Raw genomic sequence first — 24,558 nt, 5'->3', positions numbered from 1 at the left:
TATTTTCTACCAAAAAACACCGCATAACGGTGTTCTTAGTAGAGGCTTACGAACTATGTTAAAGCTTATTTATTAAACAATTATTGGTTATTTATAATCGGAAATACTTCGATTGCTTCGATTATATCATCATTCAACAAAATGCCTTTAATTGTATACCCCCCATAAATATAAACTAAATTAGGATCTCCTGTATCAAAAGCATCATTCTTATAATTAATTATTGAATTCGCAAATTCGGAAAATGTTTGATAATAAACCTCTCCATTATTAGAATAATTATAAATTTTTGTTTTGTCGGTAAGGTTTATTTTATATGTTTTTGTTTTTCCAGTTATCTTGTTTTCACTTATTTGTACACTAAAAGTTGATTCGCCAAGATTAAAACTATCTTTGATAAAATATATTACCTTTATAGATATTTCATCTATTTTTGAATTGGTCCAAGTATTTCCTCCGTCTAAAGATTTTAAACCAATGTTTCCATTTTGAGTATTAATGATTAAGTTAATAATATTTGAATTATTTTGATCGATTGATATTAATTTTACACCATACAATGTGTCCGCATGATTAACAATTCCTTTTGAGATATCTATCCAATTTTCACCAGCATCCGTTGATTTTAATAAATCAATATCCATATCATCTGCCATCATATTGCCCGAAACATCACCTGCATAGATAATGTTAGAATCTTTAGGGTCAACCGCATAGATAATTTCTCCCTTATATTGTTTTAGTATTTCTTTCCAGGTCTTTCCATTATCTTCAGATTTATATAACCTTCCAGTTAAATCAGAACCATTAAAGTCTTTTTTATAAATAACACCATTAGAGGATGTAGAGATAAATTTAAAAGTAGAAAGTATTTGATCAATTTTTTTAAATCCATCTTCGTTATTATTACCAACACCACTGAAGACATAAACATAATGACTTTTATCTTGTTCGATAAAATAACCAGGACCAGCACATGGACTACTCCAACCAGAATAATCAACTTTAAATGCTAAACGATTATCTATTTTAATCTCACTTAATGAGCCTGCTGGACTAAGACCTCCAACCTTTTCTGAAATTTGAGGCTTAACAAATGATGAAAAATTTTCATTTTCATTTTTTGAATGGTTAATTTGAATTTCTAATCCTATATAATCAAAATTACATTTTAAAGGATTTTCAGAAGTTTTATTATTAGATAAATGAATATCTAAAAAATTATGAACACCTCCTGTTTCTTCATTTTCAAACAGCCAATCTTTAGGATATTTTACTTCAAACCCATATTTAGTATTTGTATAAGTCTTCCAATCAGCTGTTTCGTCTATTTTCGCTTCTGGACATGCTGCGAATTCGCAATTCGGACCAGTTCGTCCAACTGATGAACCGTCAGGACAAATCTTAACATCCATAGTACAAGCTGTTTGTCTTGAAAGTTGTTTGTTTATTAAATAATAACTAGTTCCTCCGACTCCAGCTAAAACTAGAACTATTAAAACAATGATAATAGGAGCAAATCCTTTTTGATTTATATTCATGTTTATTGATTTATTAATCTTGAAAATATCATATCACACTTTATAGAGACTTTAAATCTTATATCTTCCCTGGCGCTGAAATTCCCATTAAATCTAAAGTATTTTTAAGAACAATTTTTGTCATTACAATTAAACTTAATTGAGCTTCTTTTACTTTTTTGTCTTTAGTTGAGATATAACACCTGGTATAAAATTTATAAAAAGAGTTAACTAAGTCAATTGCATATTGAGGAATTCTCTGGACTTCGCAATCGTGAACCGTATCTTCAATAATTTCTGGAAATCTCAAAATCTGTCTCATTAGATCAATTTCTTTTTTACTATTCAAAAGATCAACATTTTTAATTTCTCTAATGCCCAATATATTTTTCAAACCCTTAAGAATTCTTGATATTTTTGCGTAAGCATTCTGAATATAAAAAACTGGATTCTTTTCAGAAATATCTTTAGCTAAGTCTAAATCAAAATTTAAATGATTTTCAGCTGATTCCATTAAAAAGAAAAATCTAATAACATCTACAGGTAATTCATCTGTTAAATCATCTAAAACAATAAATTCTCCTCCCTTCTTTGACATTCGGACAGTTTTCCCTCCTTCAACCAAAACAACAGACTGTAAAAAAATAGCCTGTAACTTATTTATATGCAAAGTTGCTTCAACTCCAGATAATAATCCTGGGAAATCATACAAATAATCTGTCCCCCTAATATCAATAATTTTATCAAATTTCTTTTTCTCAAATTTATATTTATGATAAGCAATATCATCTAATAAATAATTCTTTTCGCCATCACTTTTAATAACCATCCTATCTCTTTCATCTCCCAGGGCTGTCGACATAAACCACTCAGCCCCCTCTTGTTCGTAAATCAATCCTTCATCTTTCAAAAGATTAAATATTTTATCAGCTTCTTTATTTTTAGATAAAACACTTTCTTGTGTCCACTCATCAAATTTAATCTTTAATTTTCTGATTGTCTTCTTGATTATTTTTTGCATAATAATCTTGGCTGCTTTTTTACCAACAATAAAAGGATCTTTACTTTTTATACTTTTATGTAATCTATCAATATACTCTCCATTATATTCAGCCTCATCATCTTTCAAAACTGAATGGCCAAGGATTAAAATTAATTTTTCTTGGTCATTAATGTAGTATGATTTTTTAACATTAAACCCATACCTTTTAAAAACATCGGTTAAAACATCCCCAAAAATACCCTCCCTTCCTTGACTTACCGTCAACGGACCAGTTGGATTGGCGGAAATAAACTCAATTTGTATTTTTTCTTTCTTCTTAGAAAAATGTCCGAACTTATTTCCTCTCTTTAGAGCCTCTCTAATCTCTTTTAAAAAGTACTCCTTTGAAATAAAAAAATTAATAAATCCCGGACTCATCACTTCAATCTTTTCAAAATACTTACCTTTGATATTATCTTTTATTTTCTTAGCTATTTCCATTGGATCTTTTCCTTCCTTTTTAGCAATTTCCATAGCAATATTAACAAAATAGTCTCCAGAGGAAGACTTTTGGGACTTCAACACTTTAACTGAAAAATCCCCCTTATAATCAAGGAATTCAATTGATTTTAAGATGCTATTCTTAATTTCCTCCCTTATATTCATGCATATACTTTACCAGATATCTGTGAATTAGTAACTCTTGACATTTATCATATATTATTGCATACTAATATAGTGAGGAACTTTGACAGGAGCTGAAACAACATTGATCGTCGGGATCATAAGCATCGTGCTTATCGTCTCTGGAAGCATCATTCTTACAACAGGAATGATGATGAAGAGTAAGGTGAAAAAGATTATGGGATGTGGTGTATTTTTTGCAGGGATAATCGTGTTAATTTGCGATATCCTTTATGTATACACACTATATTCGCAAATCTTTAGGGGGTAATATGTTATTTAAAGCAATAAATATTACCCCGTTCTTTTTTTTATTTGTTACTTTCCTTTCAATATCCATAAAAATCAGATAATATAAAGATATGAGTATAGCCGAAAACAAAAAAGCATATTTTGATTATGAAATCCTCGAAAAGTTCGAAGCCGGCTTAGTATTGAATGGACAAGAAGTTAAGGGTTTAAGAACAAGAAGCACCAGTCTCTCAGGCACCTATATCCTCATTAAACGCGATAAGAACGGTTTAGCCGAGGCTTTCTGGATTGGAGGTAATATTCCTCCTTATCAACCGGAAAACGCTGATAAAGGCTACGATCCAAGAAGAGATAGAAAACTACTTTTAAACAAGGAAGAAATAGAATATTTGCTTCAAAAATCAACAGAAAAGGGCTTGACTTTAGTGCCTATTTCGGTTTATACTAAGAAACACAAAATAAAACTTGAATTTGGCTTAGCCAAAGGCAAAAAGAAGTTTGACAAAAGAGAATCTATCAAGAAAAGAGAAATTGATAGAAAGATAAGAAATGAGTTAAATGTAAGGGGGTGAATTCGCTTCGACAAGTGTTTGAAAATAATATGCAAGCCGAGTATTCTCAAATCTCGTAAAACTTAGAGAACTCAAATCAAGTGCCAACTTATTTGAACAACCCGCATTAGCATACGCTTAGTGCGTGTCCTCCTGCCGATTCTCGCTGGGCAGTAAAGGGCATTAAAATCGCGAGGCCGGTAGTACATTCCTAATCCAAGATGTATTACTTAAAAAACAAGGATTCGAGTCTAAAGCATTCTTTCCAGTCTTAAGCTTTATTCTTGTAAAATAGATTGGAATACGCTTGTAGAGTTATTATCGGATAATATTTGGACGCGAGCTCATTACTCGCCACCTCCACAATAATGAACAAACCATTATACAACAATCAAATAAAAGTTAATGAAGTGAGGCTAGTCGCAGAAGACGGCCAACAATTGGGCGTTTTTACTTTGCCTCAGGCATTGGAAATCGCTCGAGAAAAAGGCATTGATCTCATTATGGTTACTGATAAGGTTAGCCCCCCTATCTGTAAGCTAGGAGATTACGGCAAATATCTCTATTCACTCCAGAAAAAAGAGAGAAAAAATCTTGCCGGCAGCAAACAATCAGAAACAAAGAATATCAGACTGACTTTCAATATTTCTGATAATGATATCCTAACCAGAGTTAACGCTGCTGAAAAATTCTTAAACAAAGGAGATAAAATAAACATCGAATTACGTTTAAGAGGAAGAGAAAAATCATTAGCCGACTTCGGAATTCAAAGGGTGAATAAATTTATAGAAATATTAAAAACTAAATTAGAAATAAAGATTGATAGAGAGTTAAAAAAAGAACCGAAAGGATTATCAATGATTATTTCAAAAAAATAACATGAAAGCAAAAACAAGAAAATCTTTAGTCAAAAGATTTAAAATAACAAAATCAGGAAAGGTCATGAGGAGAGCAGTCGGACAAGACCACCTTTTATCAAAGAAGTCTTCTCAAAAGAAAAGATCTTTGAAGAAAATGGTAGAAATGTCTCCGTCAGAAGCTAAGATTATTAGAAAAATATTAGGAAAATAAACATATGGTAAGAGTAAAGAGGGGTGTTGCCGCCCACAAAAGAAGAAAGAAAGTTATTAAAGCGGCTAAAGGTTACAAATGGAGCAGAAAATCTAAATTCATCGCTGCTAAGCAGGCCTTAATGAAAGCATGGTCATATGCTTACAGAGACAGAAAGGTAAAAAAGAGAGACAAAAGATCATTATGGATCGTTAAAATGAATGCTGCATTAAGAGAAAACGGAATGACTTACAGTAAATTCATTCCCGCTTTAAAGAAATGCAACATTGAATTAGATAGAAAGATATTGTCTCAATTAGCCGAAGAAAATCCAGAAATCTTTATAAAGGTTTTGGAGAAGGTAAAAGTTTCAAAATAAAATCATCGGGAATATTCTTAGAATATTGATAAACATAATCAATCCCACAATCAATCATCTCTTCTTGAGGTGATTTTTTGTATTTACGAACTAATACAGTTGGACCAGAAAAATTGTGAGGTTCTAATACTACATCCCCTCTTTTTCTTATATTGGTTAATTTAATACACTCTTTAGCGTCTCGAGCAACAACCACTAATAAATCTTTATTCCAAAAAACTCGACCAAATTTAATTACTTCTGCATCATTCCCAGTAAATTTAGGAACTCTTTTAAATAATTCGAATAGCTTTTTAGAATAGTTAGGATCAGTTAGGATACAACCTCCTGCTGGACTAGGATATTCTTTAATTTTAAACTTTTTCGCTAATTCAATCTGTCTCCCTCTTCCCCTTCCCGAAATATCATAGAAATGGTCTCTTTTAATTATTCCTAATTTTTCCGGAATTGTAGGAGGTAGAACTTTAACTGATAAAGGACGAACAATTAATCCTTTTAATCCTGATTCTTTTTCAATTAAATTAAGAGAATTAATATTCTGAGACATTGGCCTTTGTCCTAAAACTTCGCCTGTGACTATAAAATCATAGCCTTCTTTTTTCATAATCTTTCCAGCAGTTTTAATCATTAATAAATGACAATCGATACAAGGATTAATTCCCGAACCTCTTCCGTGTTTAGGAGATTTAATTACTTTCAAATGTTCACGACTAAAATCTTCAACTCTTAATTTTAATCCAATCTGTTTAGCTGCTTTTTTAGCTGCAACACAAGAAAAAAAGAAGCTCTCAAAACAGAGAGGCGTAACTTCTAATCCTTCTTCTTTTAATATTTTAGCCGAGAGCATTGAATCAAGTCCTCCCGACATTAAAACCAAACATTTATATTTTTTCATATTTTTTAAACTTTTCTATCAGCTCAACATCTTTTAAGTCCTTATCTCTTCCAAAAAAGTTTTTCCACTTAATTAAATATTCTAACTTTACAAAAGACAACCCATCAATAACTTCAGCTTCTTTAATTAATTTGTTAACATCCCAATCAGTATACCAGTCCTTCCACATTTCTATTTCAAGAACATCATTATTCAGCCCTTTAAAACAACCATTGTTTTCATAGATATTCTTTATCTTCCATCCTGACTTGCCTACATATTCATTATATACTCTTTCTGAAACAATAATATCTACATCGTGCATTTCCCTTATATTCCTAATCCCCATAGGGCCACTACCAAAAATAGCGTATTCACCATCAGGCAATCCTAAATCTTTAACTCTTTGAAATAATTCTTGATTTTTATTCATTTTTTAAGGCTTAATTTATCCAATGTTAAAGCATTAAGAACATCTCCCTTTTCTAGCCATCCTCTTCTGGCCTGATAAACTCCAAATTGCATATCAACTAATTCTTTCTTATTGTGAGCATCGCTACCAATTGTTAATTTAATTCCCATCTCTTTTGCTAATCTTGCTGTTTGATATCCTATATCTGAACGATATGAATTCATCTCTAATGCAACATTATTTTTTTGAGCTGCTTTTAATACTTCATCGATATCTACTTCATACTCTCCTCTCCTTCCTAAAATCATTCCCGTTGGATGATTTAATATTTTAACTAGTGGATGCTCAATCGCTTTAATTATTCTTTTCGTCATCTCTCTTTTTCCCATTTTAAAATTAGAATGAATACTAACAGAAACATAGTCTAATATTTGTAATGTTTTATCATTAATATCTAAGCTGCCGTCTTTTAAAATATCTACTTCTGAGCCTTGTAGTATTTTAAAATCAATTCCTTTTTCAATAAAAGACTTATTCAATAAATCGATTTCTTTTCTTTGCTCAAGAAGTCTTTTTTCATTAAGACCATTTTCAATCTTTAATGATTGAGTATGATCAGCAATTCCTATATACTCATAACCCAAACTAATTGCTTTCTCTGCCATTTCTTTAATTGAATGTTCTCCTCCATCCCAAGAAGTATGGCAATGAAAATCACCCTTAATATCTTTTAATTCAATTAACTTGGGTAATTTCTTTTCAGTAGCCAACTCTATTTCTCCTTGATTCTCTCTCATTTCGGGAGGGATCCAATCCATCCCTAGTTTTTCATATATCTCCTCTTCTATTTCTCCTTTTATCTTTCTTTCGTTTCTAAATAATCCATACTCATTTAGCTTATATCCTTGCTTTATAGCAATGCGACGCAAAGCAATATTATGATCTTTTGAACCAGTAAAATATTGCATTGCCGCTCCAAAAGAACCTTCACTTACCAATCTTAAATCCATACTTAATCCATTTTTGGTTCTAATAGAAGATTTAGTTTCTCCTTTGCCTACAACTTTAATAACTTCATCCATCGAAACAAAAGTATTCATTATCTTCTCCACTAAATATTTATCAGTTGTATCTTTAATAGCTACTAAAAAATCTACATCACCAATCGTCTCTTTTCTCCTTCGTGTTGAACCAGCAACTGATAAATTAACAACACCATTAATTTTCTTAAACTTTTCCAAAATACGTTCCACTTCAGGGATAATTTCTCGTAAAAGAAATCTGCCTCTTCCCTGTTTTAAGAATTGAATTGATTCTAGAATATTTTGTTCCATCTTCTCTCCAAAACCAAATAAAGGAGCAATCTTGTGATCGTCTAGTGCTTTTTCTAAATCTTTTAGATTTCTAACTCCCAACTCTTTCCAAAGCTTTTTTATTCTTTTCACCCCCAATCCCTCAACTTTAGTTAATTCCTCTAAGTCAATCGGAGATGCTTTCTTTATTTCCTTAAGATATTTAACCTTACCTGTCTTCAAAAATTCTTCAATCTTTTCAGCAATACTTTTTCCTACCCCTGGAATCTTTTCTAACCCTTTAATCCCCTCTTTCTTATACAAATCCAAAATATCCTCTTCCATATTATCAATCGCAATTGCTGCTTGTTGATAGGCTTGAGGCTTAAAGGGAATTTCTTGCAATTCAAGGAATTCTCCTATTTCAAATAAAATTTGAGCCACCTCTTGATTTTTCATTGTTTATCTCTAAAAATATCTTTCAAGTTAGAGTGAAATCTTCTATTAAAAACTCCCTCAATTTCTTTTCTTAGACAAAGAAGCAATAATACACTTAAAATTCCTAAAAATCCAGCGATACCAAAAGTGATAGTATATCCCATCTTTGTAACCAATACCCCAGTGATAATTCCAGCTGCTGCTGTTCCAAGACTTAACGATGTATCGTCTAATGCCCACTCGCTAGCTTCTTTGCCTTTATCAATATTTCTTGTAAATATTGCTCGCCAACCAGACAAACCCATTGCTATTCCAATACCATAAAAAGCTTGGAGAACATATATGTGCCAAGGATAAATAGCAAAAATGTATCCAAATAAAACGAGAGTGGAGATAAAATTTCCAGCAACAAGAAAAAGATAATCATCTTTTTCTCCCGCATACTTATCTAATAATCTTCCTGAAGGAAGAACCAGTAAAGATCTAAAAAACCAATAAACAGCAGTAGCTGTACCAACAACCAAAGCTGTCCCTCCTTGAATTTTTTCGACAATGAAAATAGCAAAAACCGGACTCACTAATCCCCACCCTGTCCAAAAAGCTATATCTGCTAATATTAGATACTTAACTATTTTATTTACTTTTGTCATAATTAAAAATCTTACTCTCTGCTAATTTAAATCCAGTCCTCAAAAGGAACATCATTCCGATACTAGAAACAATTACTTCAGCTGCTCTTATAATCAATGTAAAAACCGTTGCCGTTGAAGCTAATAACCCTAAAGATGTAAAAGCATAATATTGAATTGCTTCGTGCGAACCAAGTGAGGTTGGAATTGGAATCATTGATGATAAATATGAAAATCCTAAAATTGATAAAGATGGAAAGAATCCTATCGTATGACCCAAGAATATTATTAATATCCAAACTCTTAATTGCATTACAAGAGCTCTTAATATTGAAAGTGCTACTCCTTTATTAAAACTTTTTCCCCATTGAAAATATTTAAAAACATCGTTTTCAACAGAGATAAAACCATTATCATCACTTACCTCTTTCTTCCAGAATCTCTTCACAATATCACGAATAATACTTTTCTTTCCTAATGCTTTGATATAAAAATAAGAAATACAGAAAACAAAGAAAGTAAGAGACGCTCCAAATATTATTACTAATTTTTGAGGAGGAAGATAAACATTATACAAAAAGAAGGCTAACCCCAAAAAGATAATCAGAATATTAGCTGTCCATTCAAGTATTCTTTCAATAATTACAGAAGCAAATGTTTTTTTCCAAGAAATATCTTTTTCTTTAGTTAATCCATAAACTCTAAAAGCCTCTCCGCCCCAGATCAAGATTGGCATAAGATACATCATAGAATATCCTCCAAGATAGATTTTAAAAAGAGTAAAAAATGAAACCTTGGTTCCTGAATCTTTTAATATCTCCTGCCATCTCCAATTGCCAATAGCCGCAATCAAAAAAGAAAGGAATATAATTACCAAACCCTGCCAACCAGTAAAAACAGAAAAAGCCTCTCCTATCTCTTCCCAGCCAATAACTTTTCCCAGCTGAATAAAAATAATCAATCCTAAAATCAAGGAAAATCCAAACAACACTTTTTGTTTAATTGAAAAACTCATACCCTTATTCTAATATAAAAAAACCGGCCTTACAAGCCGATTTTAGAACTCTTTATTAACAAAAGATGTGATATCATCTTTAACCTCTTGCCAATAATAATCATGCCCTCTAACATGCATTGCCTGAGTTAATGAAATATGATTACCTGAAATATTATTATATATCCAGATAAAAGGTGTTTTGATTAAAGAAATAATAATTTGGCCTAACTTTCCATTGGCTAAAATATCAGCTTGATTATTAAGAGAAATTATGTTCTCGCTTTTGGTATTTTTTTTCCAAAAAGGAGCACCCAATTCAATAGCCCAGACATTATCTTTTTTATCTTTCAAATCTTCCATAGCTGAATCAATAAAAGATGCTCCATTAGATAATCCTGCGATAATTACTTTATCATTAGGATTCTTTTCTAAAAATTCGTCTATTCTATCAGAAAAAACTCTAGAACTATCTGGAAAATTAAACAATGTTTCTTTTAATGAAGCAACTTTAGCAAAAAAGTTTTGTTGAGTTCTGTAATATTGGACAATAGAAACTTTATAATTTTTACTTTCAATAAGTTCCTTTGTTTCATTAATTATGGGATTAAAATCGAAAGCTTGATCAAAAGGAACTGTTCCCCACCCCCCAGAATTAAAAACAATAACCACATCGCTGGTTTCTCCCGCCTTCATTAATTCTTTTTCAAAAGTATCTCCATTGTGTTTCAAGAAAACCAAATCAAACCACAAAACAGATACTAGACTAAGTATCACAAAAACACCTATTAATATTTTTGTTCTATTTTTCATATTAAGATTCCTCGTATTGTATCTTTAATATTTTGTAGTTATTATTACCATTAAAAGAAATAGACTCACCAACTCTTTTTCCAATAAAAGACATGCCCAATGGTGATTCATCACTTATTAACCCTTTAAAAGGATCTGCTTCAAGGGTTCCAACAATCTTATATTCTTCGTGATTAGATGAATCATTTTTTAAAACAACTTTAGCTCCTAAAGAAACCCTATCTTGCTCTGATTTTCCTGGTTTTCTAATAATCTTATAATTCTTTAAAATATTATCTAATTCTTCAATTCTTTTTTCGAGCTCTTCTAAATTTTCCTTAAAAAATGAATAATCAGGATTTAAAGCATCACCCTCAAGCATTGAAGGAGCCGACTCTAAAATCTCGTTCCGTTGAAGCGATTTTAAGTCTTCATATTCTTTCTTTATTTTCTCTAGACCTTCTCTTGTTAAGTAAAATGTTTTTATCATATTTTTGTTTTATAAGCAGAAATCCTCTCCATTTTTGGGGAGAGGATTTTGTCTTATAATCTTATTAATTATGTTTAATTTCCCCTCCCTTTATTTTTATTTGAAATCATAGCCAAAAACCATACCCCATTTTTGGTGCAGACATTTACAATCGTATATAACTGTTTTGTAGTATTTCTTTCCATATTTACGATTAAATTATACTCTCTGCTCTGCACTTGTCAAGACTGCAATTGTAAAATATGATATATCTATGCAAATAAATAAACTTATCATTTACCTTTTTTCTATCTTTTGCTTATTTTTAGTTATTTTTTTGATTAATTCCTTTTTTTCTGCTTCTAATGAAGGAGTCGAAGCCAAACTATTTACTATTGAAAAAGGCCAGACAGTCAAAAAAATAGCTCTAAACTTAAAAGAAGAAAAAATAATCAAAGATCAATATACTTTTATTATTTATGCAGCCATTTCTGGTAAATATACTAAAATACAAGCTGGTGAGTATCTTCTTTCTTCACAGATGAGCATATCGAAGATAATAAATATTTTTACCAACGGAGAAATAAATAAAGAAAAAATAACTATTATCGAGGGTTGGGATTTAAGAGATATTGCTAAATATCTTGAAGAAAAAGGAGTAACTACAGAAAAAGAATTTTACACTATCACAGGAAAACCAACTGGAGAAAATGAATCTGTTAACATAGATAGTTTTAGCTTCCTTTCTGATAAACCAAAAAATTTAAGTCTTGAAGGATACCTTTTTCCTGACACTTACTATATTGATAAAACAGATAATATAAATAGCATTGTTAATAAAATGCTAAAGAATTTTGATGAAAAAATAACCCCAGACTTAAAGAATGAAATCAAAAGACAGAATAAAACATTATTTGGAATAATTACCATGGCTTCAATAATAGAAAAAGAAGTTAAAACCACGGAAGATAAAAAAGTTGTCTCGGGAATTCTTTGGAAAAGAATAGATAAAGGAATGAGATTACAAGTTGATGCTACGGTTCTTTACGCTCAGGGGAATGAAAATTCAAAGGTATATACCAAAGATACTCAAATTAATTCTCCATATAATACATATAGAAACGATGGACTTCCTTTGGGTCCAATTAGTAATCCAGGCATAGATAGTATTATTGCTGCTGTTTATCCAACTAAAACAGATTATTACTATTATCTCTCTGCTCCAGACGGAACAACGATTTGGGCCAAAACACTAGAAGAGCACAATAGAAATAAGATAAAATACTTAAAATAAAAAACCGGGGCAATCCCGGTCTTTAATTATTCTTTTTTGCCAAACCTTTCAAATGCCCTTAAAACTTCCAATGGTATCGCAAAAATAATTGTATTAGATTGATCCGAACTAACATCATTAATTGATTGTAATGTTCTTAAATGTAGGGCTCCATCAGATTGAGCAAGAATATTAGCGGCCTTGGACATATTGTCAGCAGCAACTACCTCACCTTCTGCTTTAATAATTACAGCTCTTTTTTCTCTTTCTGCTTCAGCTTGTTTTCCGATAACTCTTTTCATTTCTTCAGGCAAAGTAATATCTTTCAACTCAACATTTTCAACTTTAACTCCCCAATTATTAGCTGATTCTCCAATGATTTCCTTGATATTGTCAGAAACCGTAGCTCTTTGAGATAAAAGCTCATCCAATTCAACCTGACCAACTGCATTACGCATTGTTGTTTGGGCTAATTGAGAAACAGCATAATAAAAATCTTCGACTTCCAATATTGCTTTTTCGGCTGAATTTATTTTATAATAAATAACAGCGTTGACTTTAACTGAAATATTGTCTTTAGTTATGGCTTCTTGATCGGGAACATTTACCGCCTTAACTCTCATGTCTACTTTTTTGTAAAATTGAATAACAGGAAGAACAATATTCCAACCCGGTTTCATGATTCTAGTAAACTTTCCCAAGGTAAATAAAATCCCATTCTCATATTGATTAATTTGCCTAATTGAAATCAAAATAATCGCTATGATTATGACTATTATTATAAAAAAGTCCATATATTTGTTTAATTATTATTATAATAAAAGATTATCACCTATTAACTTCTAAAACAAGGTCTTCTGCCTTATTGCTTCTCTTTTCTCCACTTCAGAAAATATTTTAACTTTTCCATATTCTCCATCAAATCCAGGAGATATGTTCACCTTACCCTCTCTTACCCTCTTTATCCCCTCAACAATATCACTAAAAACAACTTCTTTAAGTTCCTCAAAAGGAATTTCTAACAAAATATTAAATTCTGATTTAAACGCCTTAATTAATTTTTGATATTCAGCATCAACTCCTTTAGTTCCCGAACCAAGACCTAAGGCTTCTCCGATTATTTCTTTCAAAGGAACAATGCTTCTAAAAGGAATTGCATTATCTGGAATAAATCCTTCTGGCTTGTCGGCCAACTTTTCAATCCTGTTTATCACTCCAACAGTCAAAGGCTTTCCACAAATAGGACAAATCTCATTATATCTTAATGAATCTTTGGAATCCATATAAATATTACAAGCTCGATGTCCGTCTCCATAATACTTCCCTTCTTGAGGATAAAATTCTATCGTTTCTAAAAAACCTTTCTTGGTTTTAATCGCATTAATAATTGAATAATAATCTAGGTTGGTATCAAAAACATTAGCTTCTCGACCAATCTTTTCTGGACTATGAGCATCACTATTAGAAATAAGGGCCATATTCCTTAAATCAGGTATTCTCCAAAGCATTGAAGGATCAGCTGATAACCCAGTTTCAACCGCATAGATTGAAGATGATAATTCCTCAAAGCACTCTTCCATTGAATCAAATCCTGATTTAGAACCAAATAATCCAAACCAAGGAGTCATGCAATGAGCTGGAATAACCATACAATCAGAAGAAATATTTAAAACAATTTTAACTAGTTCTTTAGCATCAAGACCTAATATTGGTCTACCATCAGATTTTAAATTACCTATTTTAGATAATTCTTCATTTATCTTTTCTGAAATCTCTATTGAGGGAGATAAAACGATAAGATGAATTTTTCTCGTCTTTTCCTTTTTAGAATAAATACAACTAATTTCTGTGGTTAATAAAAATCTAGTATTAGAATTTTTGTATTGAAATAAGCCAGGTTCAGCCGGCTTTAATTCTTCTTTAATACTTTTAATCCATTGCGGATGAGTAAAATCCCCTGTGGCAATAACCTTAACTCCTTTAATTTCCGCCCACTTAGAAATGTTTTCCAAGTCTGTTTGTCCGCTTGTTGCTCTAGAGTATTTTGAATGAATATGGAAATCAGCTATGAATTTCATATTTTAAAAACTTTGTATCCCTCTCTAGCCCTATCTTTTACTTTTATTCCTATCTCTTTTCCTTTTTTAGCTTTTTTTAATTTTTCGCCCATAAACTCCATTGAAACAATTTTTTGTTTAAAATCAGTATTCTCTCCCCCGACGATTCTAATCGTGTCTCCAATAGATAAATTATCGCTTAATTTAATTGCCACTACTTTAATTTTATCAAAATAATGAGTAATCTTTCCAATCTTTTTTTCTTTTCTAATAACCTTTTTAACAATCTTCTTTGTTGGTTTTTTAACAACTTTCTTTTTTATTGCCATATTATTTATCAAGTATTTTTGAATTATCACCTTTTTGATGCTCTATTTCTTTAATTACTTTTTTAATCAAAGATTTAGGATCCCTATCATAGATAATTTGCTTTGATACCTTACAATAACTTTCAGCAAGACCTCTAATCTTATCCGCCATTCCCCCGGTTCCTTCGAGGATACCAATAATCTTCTTGGTTTCAACTGCAGTTGTAAACTCATGCAAAGTTCCTATTCTTCCACAAACAATGATTACGGCATCGGCTGATTTAGTCATAATAATATCACGTCCAGCATAATCGGCTCCAGTATAGATCATAATATTAAAGGGCTCTAATGGAAGTTTATATGCTTTTAAATGTTCTTTTTCAGAAGCAGCTGGAGAAAAACCAATATTAAACCCTCCCTCTTCATTACAACCAACAGCTGAAAAGTATGGAACACCAGTTGTTGCCCCACTAACTAAAGTGTGCTGTTGTCTAGCAATTTCTCTTCCAATTTCTTTTGATATCTCTTCTATTTTTTCACAACAGTGCCCAACCTCAGCAGCACCAGAGACAACTATATTATATTTAACCTCGATATCTTGTTTTCTTTTTGCCATATATTATTATTTAATTTTTCTTCCGACAATATAGAAATTAGAATAAGGTTTTTCTCCAACTAATATTTCTCCCTTATCAATTATATCAAATCCAACTTCTGAAGCTAATTGTATCAATTCTTCTAAATTAAAACAATGGAAATATGTGTCATGACTTCCATACCATGGAAGAAAAACATCGCCCTTGTCTAATCTAAACCAATCAAGAAAATTTCTTTTTTTTATTTTATTTTTTAAATTCCAAACTGTTAAAACTAAATATCCATCGTCTTTTAAAACTCTTCTCATTTCCTTTAGAAAATTCGAACGTAATTCACGAGAAGGAATATGATGAAGAACAGCAATACTATAGACCTTATCAAAAGAATTGCTTAGAATAGAATTAATAGAAGAAACTTCAAATCTTCCCTCTGGATGATTATTTTTAGCAATTTCGATTAACTTAGAAGAAACGTCTATTCCTAGATAATCAACATTCTTATTTTTAAAAGCTTGATAGAAACGAGCATTACCACATCCTAAGTCTAAAACCTTATCATTTTGTAAAAGATATTTATCAAAAAGAAAATTAAACTCTTTCCAGTCCTTTTCTCTCACTCTTGAATATTTATCAGCAATACTGTTATAATCCAAAACAGTCTTATCTAATATTTTTTTAGCATATTTACTATTCATGAAAACAAACGAATTAATAATTAAAGAATTACTTAAATTAGGGACTAAAACCCAGAAAGATTTATCGTCGGCAAAAAGGAAAATATCTAAGGAATACAAGGTTTCCTGCCCTTCCAATATCTCTTTATTACAATCTTACCACAATCTAATTTTTAAAAAAAGAATTAAAAAGAGTGAAAAAATAGAAAAATTACTAAAAACTAGACCAGTTAGATCATTATCGGGAATAGTCAATGTTTCGGTTTTAACTAAGCCATATGAATGTCCAGGAAAATGCCTTTATTGTCCTTCTGAAACTGACATCCCTAAAAGCTATCTTTCTGGCGAACCAGCCGTTGAAAGAGCTAAAAAATTAAACTTTGACCCATATTTACAAACTCAAAAAAGAATAGAAGTTTTAGATATGTCTGGGCACACAACTGATAAGATTGAATTAAGAATGATTGGAGGAACTTGGTCCTTCTATGATTTGAAATATAAAATATGGTTTGTGAAAAAGTGCTTTGAAGCAGCTAATAATCAGAAAAATAAAAAAGAAAACTTTAGAACAAAAAAGATTGATGAACTATGGAAAGAACTAGAATTAGCTCAAAAGAAAAATGAAAAAGCTAAATGTAGAATTATCGGAATGTCTTTTGAAACTAGACCTGACTATATTAATTCAAAAGAAATAATTGAAATGAGAAGATTGGGATCAACTAAAATTGAATTAGGAGTTCAATCAATCTATGATGATATTTTGAAATTCAATAAAAGGGGCCATGGAATCAAAGAAACAATAAAAGCAACGGAACTATTAAAAAATGCTGGGTTTAAAGTGGCGTATCAAATGATGCTTAATTTGCCCAAATCAAATCCTCAAAAAGATATTAAAATGTTTAAAGAATTGTTTAACAATCAAAACTTTAAACCAGATTCCCTTAAAATATATCCCTGCGCTCTAGTTAAAGAGGCTCCACTATATAATCTGTATCTTAAAAAACAATACAAACCATATAAAGAAAGAGAATTAATTGAAACGATAAAATCAATTAAAAAACTAATTCCTAGATATGTAAGAATAGAAAGAATTGTCAGAGATATCCCCTCACCCTTAATCGTTGAAGGAGGAGCAAAAATATCAAACTTAAGACAAATAATTGATATTGAGGCAGAAAAAGAAAACTGGCACTGCCAGTGTATTAGATGTAGAGAAATAAAAGATTCAAAAAGCAACGATAAAATATGTTTAATGAGAGAAGACTACGATGCTTCTAATGGAAAGGAAATATTCTTGAGCTTTGAAGACAAAGAAAGAAAAAACATTTACTCTCTTTTAAGATTAAGAATAAATTCAAATAATGAAAATGTTATTCCTGTTTTAAAAGATTCAGCGATTACCAGAGAAGTCCATGTTTACGGTCAAGCTGCTTCAATATCAAAACAAAATTCTCTAGTTCAACATAAAGGACTAGGACAACAAATGATAAAAGAAGCTGAAAGGATAGCTAAAGAAGAATTTAGAATAAATAAAATAGCCATCATCTCTGGAATAGGAGCAAGGAATTACTACAAAGAAAAATTAGGATACAAACTCAAAGATGGATACATGATTAAGTCGCTTATAGATTAATTTGCTCGGGAAATGGAACAAACTTGGAACCTTTTTAATAATCATTGTTTAAATTTATCCCAAAATACAACTTCGCCAAAAAGCGCTATACTGTCGTATCTCTATTTTGATATATCTCCAAAATATCAGAATAATTACCCTCTTCTATGTCCAAGTTCAACTTATTTATGGTTTGCTCTCCATAAGGCACAGAGGCATACTTACTCTTTGCAAATTCGTAAGCTTTTTTAAATTCTTCTGTTTTTTCAAACTTTGGATTTCTTTTAGAGTTTTTATTGTGCTCTGTGATAAATTTGGGATTATTCTCCATAAGCTGGCCTAGCGTTTCAGAAATACTTATCGCTTCTTCCTGAAGCTCCTTTAAAGCTTCCTCCTTTATGTTGGTATCTTTAAAATTTTCTAATAAATGAAGTATGTCATTATCAATAGTTTCACTAATAGAAGAAGATTCTTGTATTACTTCCTCCCCATCATATTCACCTGAAATATCAGAATGCCCTAGATAATTTTCTTGTTTTGCCTGATTAAGCAAAGCTTCTCTATTTATTAATATCATTTCTCTGTCTCCACTATTAGGGATGACTTTATCTTCAGGAGAAAGAAATCGTTCACGCTTTTTTAAAAAATCAATAACCCTCTCCTTAAAAGCGGCTTCTTTTTCTTTTTGTTCAACTTCATTTTCTAGGTTTTCTTCTTTTTCAAAATTAGGCTGTTCAAAACTCATATATTTATGAAATTAATATTAATTATTCGAACATTTTTAATCTTTTGATGCTTTTTCATGTTGGTTCAAATGATAAGATTCAAATCTTAATTAAAATCTTTTAAATCTTGTTAAACCACTAGAACAAACAATTTCAATTCCTTTTTTCTCTAATTCATCTAAGAACAAATTCATACCTAAAGAATCAGAAGAAATGTGTCCAGCGATAACAACATTAATGCAAGCATTTTCTGCTTCTTTTCTGTGTTCTTCTGAAGCATGCATTGCTAAGGTAGTTCCTATTCCTGCTTGAGACATTTTCTCAAATAATTTAGGAGAACCTTCTGTTCCTCCAGTAATTTCTGTCACTGCAATCTTTCCACATCTACTATCAGGTTTTCCAGTTATAGCCTTAGGCCCAACACCAATCTTAATTGCTTCTTTGTATTCAGGAACTTCTTTTAATAAATCTATTAAGTCCTCTACTCTTTCTGGTTTTTCTTTTTCAACTAAATTATTTAAAAATCTAGCAACTAAATTATCAGCCGGAGTATGAACATTCATAAAATTAATTCCTAGAATGCGAGCGGCATCAACTGATTTCTGATGATTAGAACCACTAACTCCCCTTGCTACCTCACTTATCCTTGGAGAATTAAGACCCTCAGCAACATTAATTGGTACACCATAATGATTGTATACATCAGCCTGCATTTCCATAATATCAGCTAAGTTAGCTAGTCCTCTTCCTATTGGATGATGGCCCATAACCAAATCGATATCTCCTAATTGTTTAGCTAATAATAATTCAGAAGTATCAATATCAATTCCTACTAAAATCTTTTTAATTTCTTTATCTTCAGCAATATTATAAATCCTGGTATCTAAATAAGGATTAGTTAAAGCCTCCTGATCAAATTCTTCTTTAGCTTCGGGAGACAAAGCTTCATATTTTTTCTTTTTTCTATTTAAAACCTTAACAACTCCTTCTTTGCCTCTAAAGTCAGAATCAATCCCCATCTGTATCGCTAAATCAAATATTTCCTGTATTTTCATAGTATTTTTATTCAATCTTATTATGCATTCAATATACTTCAAATTCAATAAAATTACAAAAACGGGGCCTAGCCCCGTTCTCTATTTCTCTCTACACTTCCTCAGAAGCAAACTGGTTCGATTATCTCTAGTTTTTAAAACTCCTCTCTCATTTTCAAAAACTTTCTTACCTTCTTTCGTCTTTAAAATAATATTTCCAGTATCAACAGCGGCAACCAAAGGAGCATGATTTGATAAAACTGAAATTTGACCCGAGCGAGCATTCACGGTCAACATCTCTGCCTCTCCTTCAAATATTTTCTTTTCCGGTGTTAATATTACTACTTTCATGCAATAACTTGATTAATATTTCCTTTCATAAAGAAAGCTTCTTCTGACTTGTGATCCAATTCTCCAGAAACAATCTTTTCAAATCCTTCAATTGTTTCTTCAATTTTAACATATGTTCCAGGAATACCTGAGAAAACTTCAGCAACTGAGAATGGCTGAGATAAATATTTCTGAATCTTTCTGGCTCTGCTAACCACAATCTTGTCTTCATCAGCTAACTCTTCAATTCCTAAAATAGCAATAATATCTTGCAACTCTTTGTATCTTTGAAGAATTTTTCTAACTTCAGTTGCAACCTTGTAGTGTCTCTCTCCGACAACTCTTGGATTCAATAATGATGAGGTTGATTCCAATGGATCTACGGCTGGGAAAATACCAAGCGAAGCAATAGCACGAGACAATACAAGTGATGAATCAAGATGAGAGAAGGTGGCAACGATAGCTGGATCAGTCAAATCATCAGCTGGAACATATATAGCTTGGACTGAAGTAATTGAACCGTCTTCAGTTGAAGTAATTCTTTCTTGTAACGATCCGACCTCGGAAGATAGGGTTGGTTGATATCCAGTTTGAGAAGGAATTCTTCCTAATAAAGCTGACACCTCTGAACCAGCTAAAACGAAACGAAAAATGTTATCCATAAATAATAGAACATCTTTCTTTTCTACGTCTCTAAAGTGTTCAGCAATAGTTAAGGCGGTAAAAGGAACTCTCAATCTGACTCCAGGAGTTTCGTTCATTTGTCCAAAAACCAAACAAGTATTTTTAAGAGTACCTGCATCTTTCATTTCTCCAAAAATATCATTACCCTCTCTAGATCTTTCTCCGATACCAGCAAAAATTGAATATCCATTATGGAATTTAGCAATGTTAGTGATAAGCTCTTGAATCAAAACTGTTTTACCTACTCCAGCACCACCAAACAATCCTACCTTCCCTCCTTTAGGTAGTGGACATAATAAATCAATTGCTTTAATTCCAGTTTCCAAAATTTCAATCTCTGATTTTTGATCCTTTAATTCTGGTCCTTTTTTGTGGATAGGCTCTCTTTTGCCAGCCTTGATTTCTCCAGCATTATCAATTGGTTCTCCTAAAACATTCAATAATCTTCCCAAAGCTTCTTTGCCAACTGGAACCTCAATTGGTTTACCAGTATCCTCGACTAATTGTCCCCTTTTTAAGCCCTCTGTTGGGCCCATAGCGAGACATCTTACCTTGCCCTCGCCCAACTCTTGCTCTACTTCTAGAACAAGGTTTTTTTCTTTGATTGTAAGCGCGGTGTATAAGGCGGGAACATGCCCTTCTTCGAATTCGACGTCTATCACCGGCCCAATAACTTGTATTATTTTTGCCATATATTTTTTATTTTTTATTCCATTGCCTCTTTGGTCGATGATATTTCACAAACCTCAGAAGTTATTTGTTGTTGCCTTGCCTTATTATATGCTAACCTCAATCCTTCTAATAAATCTCTTGCATTATCTGATGCATTACGCATTGCCATCATTCTAGCTGAATGTTCAGAAGTGTTAGCTGAAAGAATAAACTGATAGATTAAATATTCAACAAAAACAGGTATAACTTCATCTAAAATTACTGCCGGAGATGGCTCCAATAAATAATTAGCACTATGACCTCCGCTCATTTCCTCTTCTTTCTTTAAGAAATTCTCAACTGTTTTGTCTTCCATGGGAAATAATTGTGCCAATGAAGGCTTCTGAATAAAAGAAGATTGAAAATGGGTATAGAAAATATATACTTTTTGATATTTATTTTCCAAAAATGACTTAATTAAAAAGTCTGATATTTCTTTGGTCTGCTTAAACTCCCAATAATCACCGACACCAGAAAAACTATACCTAATTCTTTCTTTTTTTAAATAATGCTTAACTGCTTTTTTACCAATAGGCATAATTTCTACTTCTCCCTCCTCTCTTATCTTTGCAATTTCTTTATCGGCAAACTTTAAAATACCAGCATTAAAAGATCCACAAAAACCGCGATCAGAAGCAACGACACAAACAAGAATATTTTTCACTGGTCTTTCTTCAAAAAAGACAGACTTGTGCTCTTTTAAATCCTTTCTCATATTCTTTAATACTCTAGCCATTTCTTCAGCAAAGGACTTTGATTCAGAAAACCTCTTTTGAGTTTTCTTCATTTTCAAAGCCGAGAAAGTCTCCATAGCACTAGTTATCTCGGAAATATTCTTGACTGAACCTATTTTAGCTTTTACTTCTTTAAGCTCCATAGTTCTTTTTAACTTTCTTTATTAAATCTAAGAGGCTTTCTTTGTTTTTATCGCTCATCTCTCCTGTTTCCTTAATCTCTTTTAATATTTGAGGAGCTTCTAATTGAACAATTTTCAAAACTTCTTCTTCAAATTCACTGATTTTGTCCATCGGAACTTCCTCAATATCGCTATTAACTCCGGTGAAAATAACGATAACTTCTTTTTCAATCGGAAGAGGCTTCAAATCAAATTGCCTTAAAAGAATTCTCATTCTTTTACCTTTTTCAATTGTCTTTTTAGTTTGAGGATCCAATTCTTCAGTAAATTCTGAAAATCTTTCTAGTTCTTGGAATTGAGCCAAATCAAGCTTCAATCTTCCAGCAACTTTTTTAGTTGCCTTCATTTGAGCAGTTGAACCTACTCTTGAAACAGATGTTCCAATATTAATAGCTGGCTTTTGTTCTTTTCTAAACAAAGTTGAATCCAAGAATATTTGACCATCAGTAATAGAAATTACGTTAGTTGGAATATATCCAGAGATATCTCCTGCTTGAGTTTCAATAATTGGCAAAGCAGTTAGAGAACCACCTCCCTTTTCATTACTCATCATAGCTGCTCTTTCAAGAAGTCTTGAGTGAAGATAGAAGACATCGCCGGGATAAGCTTCTCTACCTGGTGGACGCCTTAAAATTAAAGAAATTTCTCTCCATGCCCAAGCTTGTCTAGTTAAATCATCATAAACAACTAAAGCATCTTGTTTGTTGTCTCTGAAATATTCTCCAATTGTTGCTCCGGCAAAAGGAGCTAAATAAATAAAACTAGCTGGATCATCAGGAAAAGCACAAACAACTGTTGTGTATTCCATTGCTCCTTCTTTTTCTAAAGTAGCAATCAATCTTCTAACCTTTGCTTTCTTTTGTCCGCAAGCAACGTAAATACAGAATGGCCTATTCTTTTCATATTTCTGATTAATGATTGCATCCAATGCAATTGCAGTCTTTCCTAGTCCTCTATCTCCGATAATCAATTCTCTTTGTCCTCTACCAATCGGAATCAAAGCATCAACCATTTTAATTCCAGTGTGCAAAGGTTTTGTTACCGGCTGCCTTTCAATAACTGAAGGTCCTTTTCTTTCCAAAGGTAAAAAATCTTTAGCTTTGATTTCACCCTTACCATCTAATGGCCTTCCTAAAGGATCAACTACACGACCCAAAAGTCCCTCTCCCACCGGCACGGAGAAAACCTTTTTAGTCCTTTTTACTGTTGTTCCTTCTTTGATATTTTTGTCACTTCCTAAAATTACAGCACCGACTTCGTACTCTTCCAAGTTCAAAACCAATCCCATAACATTAGCTCCATCAAATTCAATCATCTCAAAATTCTCGACTCCCTTAAGTCCAGAAATCTTAACAACTCCGTCCTTAATCTCGATAACTTCACCCACCTCTTCCATCTCTGGAGAAACATCCAATCCTTCTAATTGTTTTTTAAATTGTTCAATTATATCCATATATTTTGTTTTTTAACTTCAACAAAACATCTTTCATTGAAGCCTTAACTAACACGTCTTTTGTTTTTAAACGAAAACCAGCTAAAAGGCTTTCATCTAAAACATCGTCGACTTTTTCAATTCCCTTAACGATATCTTTTATTTTTTCCTTAATTTCATCTTTTTCTTTTTCACTGAATTCTTGAGCTAAAAACAATTCTGCCCTTTTTTCTTTCAAATACATTCTTTTAAGCTTTTTAATTATTGCGGGAATAAAAACAGATTTTTTATCTAATGATTTTTTAAGATTAGCAAAAAGCTTCTTGGCATCTTCTGGGTGCTCCTCAAGCGAGAGATATAGGGCGCGAGCCCAAGATGAAATTTCTTTTTCTATCTTCATATCTTAAGTTTGCTTAAAAAATCTTCAGCAATTTGTTTTCCTTTCTTCTCGTCAATATTTTCTTTTAAAAGCTTTTCTGCTAAAGAAAAAGCATTTTCAATTGTCTTTTTCTTAGTTACTTCTTTTTCAGATTCTTTTAAAACTTCTGCATCTTTTTGCGCTTTTGCTAAAATAGCAGACCTTTCTTCTTCTGCTTTTTTATTCGCCTCTTCTAATCTTTTTTTTGCCTCTTCATCTGCCCTAATTAAAACTTTCTTTTTTTCTTCCTCGTTGATTCTTTCTAAATCTACCTTCATTTCTCCTATCTTTGAAAGTTCTTTGTCGGCTTCAACAGATTTATTAATTCCCTCCTCTATCTTTTCTCTTCTTGTTTTCAAAAGATTAAGAAAAGGCTTATAAATAAAGGCTTTAAGAATAAAAAATAGAATGGCAAAGTTAACTATTTGGCCTACTAATATTTTCCAATCTATTTCTACACTGCTCATTAT

At 31.7% G+C, this 24,558-nt stretch carries 28 protein-coding genes and 1 other RNA gene; 7 read left to right on the top strand and 22 right to left on the bottom strand.

The window, feature by feature from the left end:
- Nucleotides 1-80: 80 nt before the first annotated feature.
- Both PLD14_01305 and PLD14_01300 read right to left on the bottom strand, forming a co-directional pair.
- On the bottom strand, nt 81-1,541 hold the full coding sequence (locus PLD14_01305) for a PsbP-related protein (GenBank protein ID HPR79837.1): 1,461 nt from the start codon (nt 1,539-1,541) through the stop codon (nt 81-83).
- A gap of 58 nt (nt 1,542-1,599) precedes the next feature.
- A complete protein-coding gene (locus PLD14_01300) occupies nt 1,600-3,168 on the bottom strand; it encodes an arginine--tRNA ligase (protein HPR79836.1) in 1,569 nt (522 codons plus the stop codon).
- A 380-nt stretch (nt 3,169-3,548) separates the two neighbouring features.
- On the opposite strand from PLD14_01300, the gene smpB reads away from it, so the two are divergent.
- From smpB to rplT, 5 genes are all read left to right on the top strand, one after another.
- The gene (smpB, locus tag PLD14_01295) at nt 3,549-4,010 is read left to right on the top strand and encodes an SsrA-binding protein SmpB (GenBank protein HPR79835.1); all 462 of its coding nucleotides are present in this window, start codon (nt 3,549-3,551) and stop codon (nt 4,008-4,010) included.
- Nucleotides 4,003-4,355, top strand: a transfer-messenger RNA (tmRNA) gene (gene ssrA, locus PLD14_01290). The genes smpB and ssrA overlap by 8 nt, the downstream gene beginning before the upstream one ends.
- Nucleotides 4,356-4,357: 2 nt before the next feature.
- A complete protein-coding gene (gene infC, locus PLD14_01285; protein HPR79834.1) occupies nt 4,358-4,867 on the top strand; it encodes a translation initiation factor IF-3 in 510 nt (169 codons plus the stop codon).
- Nucleotide 4,868: 1 nt separating this feature from the next.
- Complete coding sequence (gene rpmI / locus PLD14_01280) at nt 4,869-5,060, top strand: 50S ribosomal protein L35 (GenBank protein ID HPR79833.1); 192 nt, start codon at nt 4,869-4,871, stop codon at nt 5,058-5,060.
- A 4-nt stretch (nt 5,061-5,064) separates the two neighbouring features.
- Nucleotides 5,065-5,418 carry a 50S ribosomal protein L20 gene (gene rplT / locus PLD14_01275; GenBank protein HPR79832.1) on the top strand — a complete coding sequence of 118 codons (354 nt, stop codon included), beginning with the start codon at nt 5,065-5,067 and terminating at the stop codon, nt 5,416-5,418.
- Here rplT and PLD14_01270 read toward each other — a convergent pair.
- The 7 genes from PLD14_01270 to PLD14_01240 are packed head-to-tail and all read right to left on the bottom strand — an operon-like array spanning nt 5,381 to nt 11,339.
- Entirely contained in the window at nt 5,381-6,313 is a 933-nt protein-coding gene (locus tag PLD14_01270; protein HPR79831.1) for a tRNA 4-thiouridine(8) synthase ThiI, read from the bottom strand. The genes rplT and PLD14_01270 overlap by 38 nt on opposite strands.
- Nucleotides 6,300-6,725 (bottom strand): hypothetical protein, encoded by a 426-nt coding sequence (locus PLD14_01265; protein ID HPR79830.1) that lies wholly within the window; start codon nt 6,723-6,725, stop codon nt 6,300-6,302. The genes PLD14_01270 and PLD14_01265 overlap by 14 nt, the downstream gene beginning before the upstream one ends.
- Nucleotides 6,722-8,455, bottom strand: a complete 1,734-nt coding sequence (polX, locus tag PLD14_01260; protein HPR79829.1) for a DNA polymerase/3'-5' exonuclease PolX — start codon at nt 8,453-8,455, stop codon at nt 6,722-6,724. Before polX ends, PLD14_01265 begins: the two co-directional genes overlap by 4 nt.
- Complete coding sequence (locus PLD14_01255) at nt 8,452-9,084, bottom strand: MFS transporter (GenBank protein ID HPR79828.1); 633 nt, start codon at nt 9,082-9,084, stop codon at nt 8,452-8,454. The genes polX and PLD14_01255 overlap by 4 nt, the downstream gene beginning before the upstream one ends.
- Nucleotides 9,068-10,078, bottom strand: a complete 1,011-nt coding sequence (locus tag PLD14_01250) for a lysylphosphatidylglycerol synthase transmembrane domain-containing protein (protein HPR79827.1) — start codon at nt 10,076-10,078, stop codon at nt 9,068-9,070. Before PLD14_01250 ends, PLD14_01255 begins: the two co-directional genes overlap by 17 nt.
- Before the next feature lie 42 nt (nt 10,079-10,120).
- On the bottom strand, nt 10,121-10,870 hold the full coding sequence (locus PLD14_01245; protein HPR79826.1) for a hypothetical protein: 750 nt from the start codon (nt 10,868-10,870) through the stop codon (nt 10,121-10,123).
- Between the two features lies 1 nt (nt 10,871).
- A complete protein-coding gene (locus tag PLD14_01240) occupies nt 10,872-11,339 on the bottom strand; it encodes a GreA/GreB family elongation factor (protein ID HPR79825.1) in 468 nt (155 codons plus the stop codon).
- A 253-nt stretch (nt 11,340-11,592) separates the two neighbouring features.
- Here PLD14_01240 and mltG point away from each other — a divergent pair, with 253 nt between their 5' ends.
- Entirely contained in the window at nt 11,593-12,612 is a 1,020-nt protein-coding gene (gene mltG / locus PLD14_01235; GenBank protein ID HPR79824.1) for an endolytic transglycosylase MltG, read from the top strand.
- Between the two features lie 26 nt (nt 12,613-12,638).
- On the opposite strand, the gene PLD14_01230 is transcribed toward mltG, so the two are convergent.
- From PLD14_01230 to PLD14_01210, 5 genes are read right to left on the bottom strand one after another with little or no spacing between them, the layout of a single operon-like run.
- Nucleotides 12,639-13,385, bottom strand: coding sequence for a slipin family protein (locus tag PLD14_01230; protein ID HPR79823.1), 747 nt, complete (start codon nt 13,383-13,385; stop codon nt 12,639-12,641).
- A gap of 48 nt (nt 13,386-13,433) precedes the next feature.
- Entirely contained in the window at nt 13,434-14,669 is a 1,236-nt protein-coding gene (locus PLD14_01225; protein HPR79822.1) for an endonuclease Q family protein, read from the bottom strand.
- On the bottom strand, nt 14,666-14,977 hold the full coding sequence (locus PLD14_01220) for a hypothetical protein (GenBank protein ID HPR79821.1): 312 nt from the start codon (nt 14,975-14,977) through the stop codon (nt 14,666-14,668). Before PLD14_01220 ends, PLD14_01225 begins: the two co-directional genes overlap by 4 nt.
- A gap of 1 nt (nt 14,978) precedes the next feature.
- Entirely contained in the window at nt 14,979-15,572 is a 594-nt protein-coding gene (locus PLD14_01215) for a hypothetical protein (protein ID HPR79820.1), read from the bottom strand.
- 6 nt (nt 15,573-15,578) lie between these two features.
- Nucleotides 15,579-16,247: a methyltransferase domain-containing protein gene (locus PLD14_01210; protein ID HPR79819.1), complete on the bottom strand. Its 669-nt coding sequence runs from the start codon at nt 16,245-16,247 to the stop codon at nt 15,579-15,581.
- On the opposite strand from PLD14_01210, the gene PLD14_01205 reads away from it, so the two are divergent.
- Nucleotides 16,246-17,859, top strand: coding sequence for a tRNA uridine(34) 5-carboxymethylaminomethyl modification radical SAM/GNAT enzyme Elp3 (locus PLD14_01205; protein ID HPR79818.1), 1,614 nt, complete (start codon nt 16,246-16,248; stop codon nt 17,857-17,859). The two genes, PLD14_01210 and PLD14_01205, sit on opposite strands and share 2 nt — an antisense overlap.
- Nucleotides 17,860-17,944: 85 nt before the next feature.
- Here the strand turns inward: PLD14_01205 and PLD14_01200 are convergent, their stop codons facing one another.
- The 8 genes from PLD14_01200 to atpF form a co-directional block, all read right to left on the bottom strand.
- Nucleotides 17,945-18,583, bottom strand: coding sequence for a hypothetical protein (locus PLD14_01200; protein HPR79817.1), 639 nt, complete (start codon nt 18,581-18,583; stop codon nt 17,945-17,947).
- A gap of 90 nt (nt 18,584-18,673) precedes the next feature.
- Entirely contained in the window at nt 18,674-19,618 is a 945-nt protein-coding gene (locus PLD14_01195; protein ID HPR79816.1) for an NGG1p interacting factor NIF3, read from the bottom strand.
- A gap of 81 nt (nt 19,619-19,699) precedes the next feature.
- Nucleotides 19,700-19,948: a hypothetical protein gene (locus tag PLD14_01190; protein ID HPR79815.1), complete on the bottom strand. Its 249-nt coding sequence runs from the start codon at nt 19,946-19,948 to the stop codon at nt 19,700-19,702.
- Entirely contained in the window at nt 19,945-21,303 is a 1,359-nt protein-coding gene (gene atpD, locus PLD14_01185; GenBank protein ID HPR79814.1) for a F0F1 ATP synthase subunit beta, read from the bottom strand. The genes PLD14_01190 and atpD overlap by 4 nt, the downstream gene beginning before the upstream one ends.
- A gap of 14 nt (nt 21,304-21,317) precedes the next feature.
- On the bottom strand, nt 21,318-22,199 hold the full coding sequence (gene atpG, locus PLD14_01180; GenBank protein HPR79813.1) for an ATP synthase F1 subunit gamma: 882 nt from the start codon (nt 22,197-22,199) through the stop codon (nt 21,318-21,320).
- Complete coding sequence (atpA, locus tag PLD14_01175) at nt 22,189-23,691, bottom strand: F0F1 ATP synthase subunit alpha (GenBank protein ID HPR79812.1); 1,503 nt, start codon at nt 23,689-23,691, stop codon at nt 22,189-22,191. The genes atpG and atpA overlap by 11 nt, the downstream gene beginning before the upstream one ends.
- Nucleotides 23,678-24,070: a F0F1 ATP synthase subunit delta gene (locus tag PLD14_01170; GenBank protein ID HPR79811.1), complete on the bottom strand. Its 393-nt coding sequence runs from the start codon at nt 24,068-24,070 to the stop codon at nt 23,678-23,680. Before PLD14_01170 ends, atpA begins: the two co-directional genes overlap by 14 nt.
- Entirely contained in the window at nt 24,067-24,555 is a 489-nt protein-coding gene (gene atpF / locus PLD14_01165; protein ID HPR79810.1) for a F0F1 ATP synthase subunit B, read from the bottom strand. The genes PLD14_01170 and atpF overlap by 4 nt, the downstream gene beginning before the upstream one ends.
- Nucleotides 24,556-24,558 lie beyond the last annotated feature (3 nt).

The sequence above is a fragment of the Candidatus Pacearchaeota archaeon genome, from assembly GCA_035404185.1.
Taxonomy (GTDB): Bacteria; Patescibacteriota; Minisyncoccia; order Minisyncoccales; family Minisyncoccaceae; genus UBA2211.
The sequence above is the reverse complement of the archived record's forward strand: the minus strand, read 5'-3'. Positions and strand labels throughout refer to the sequence as shown.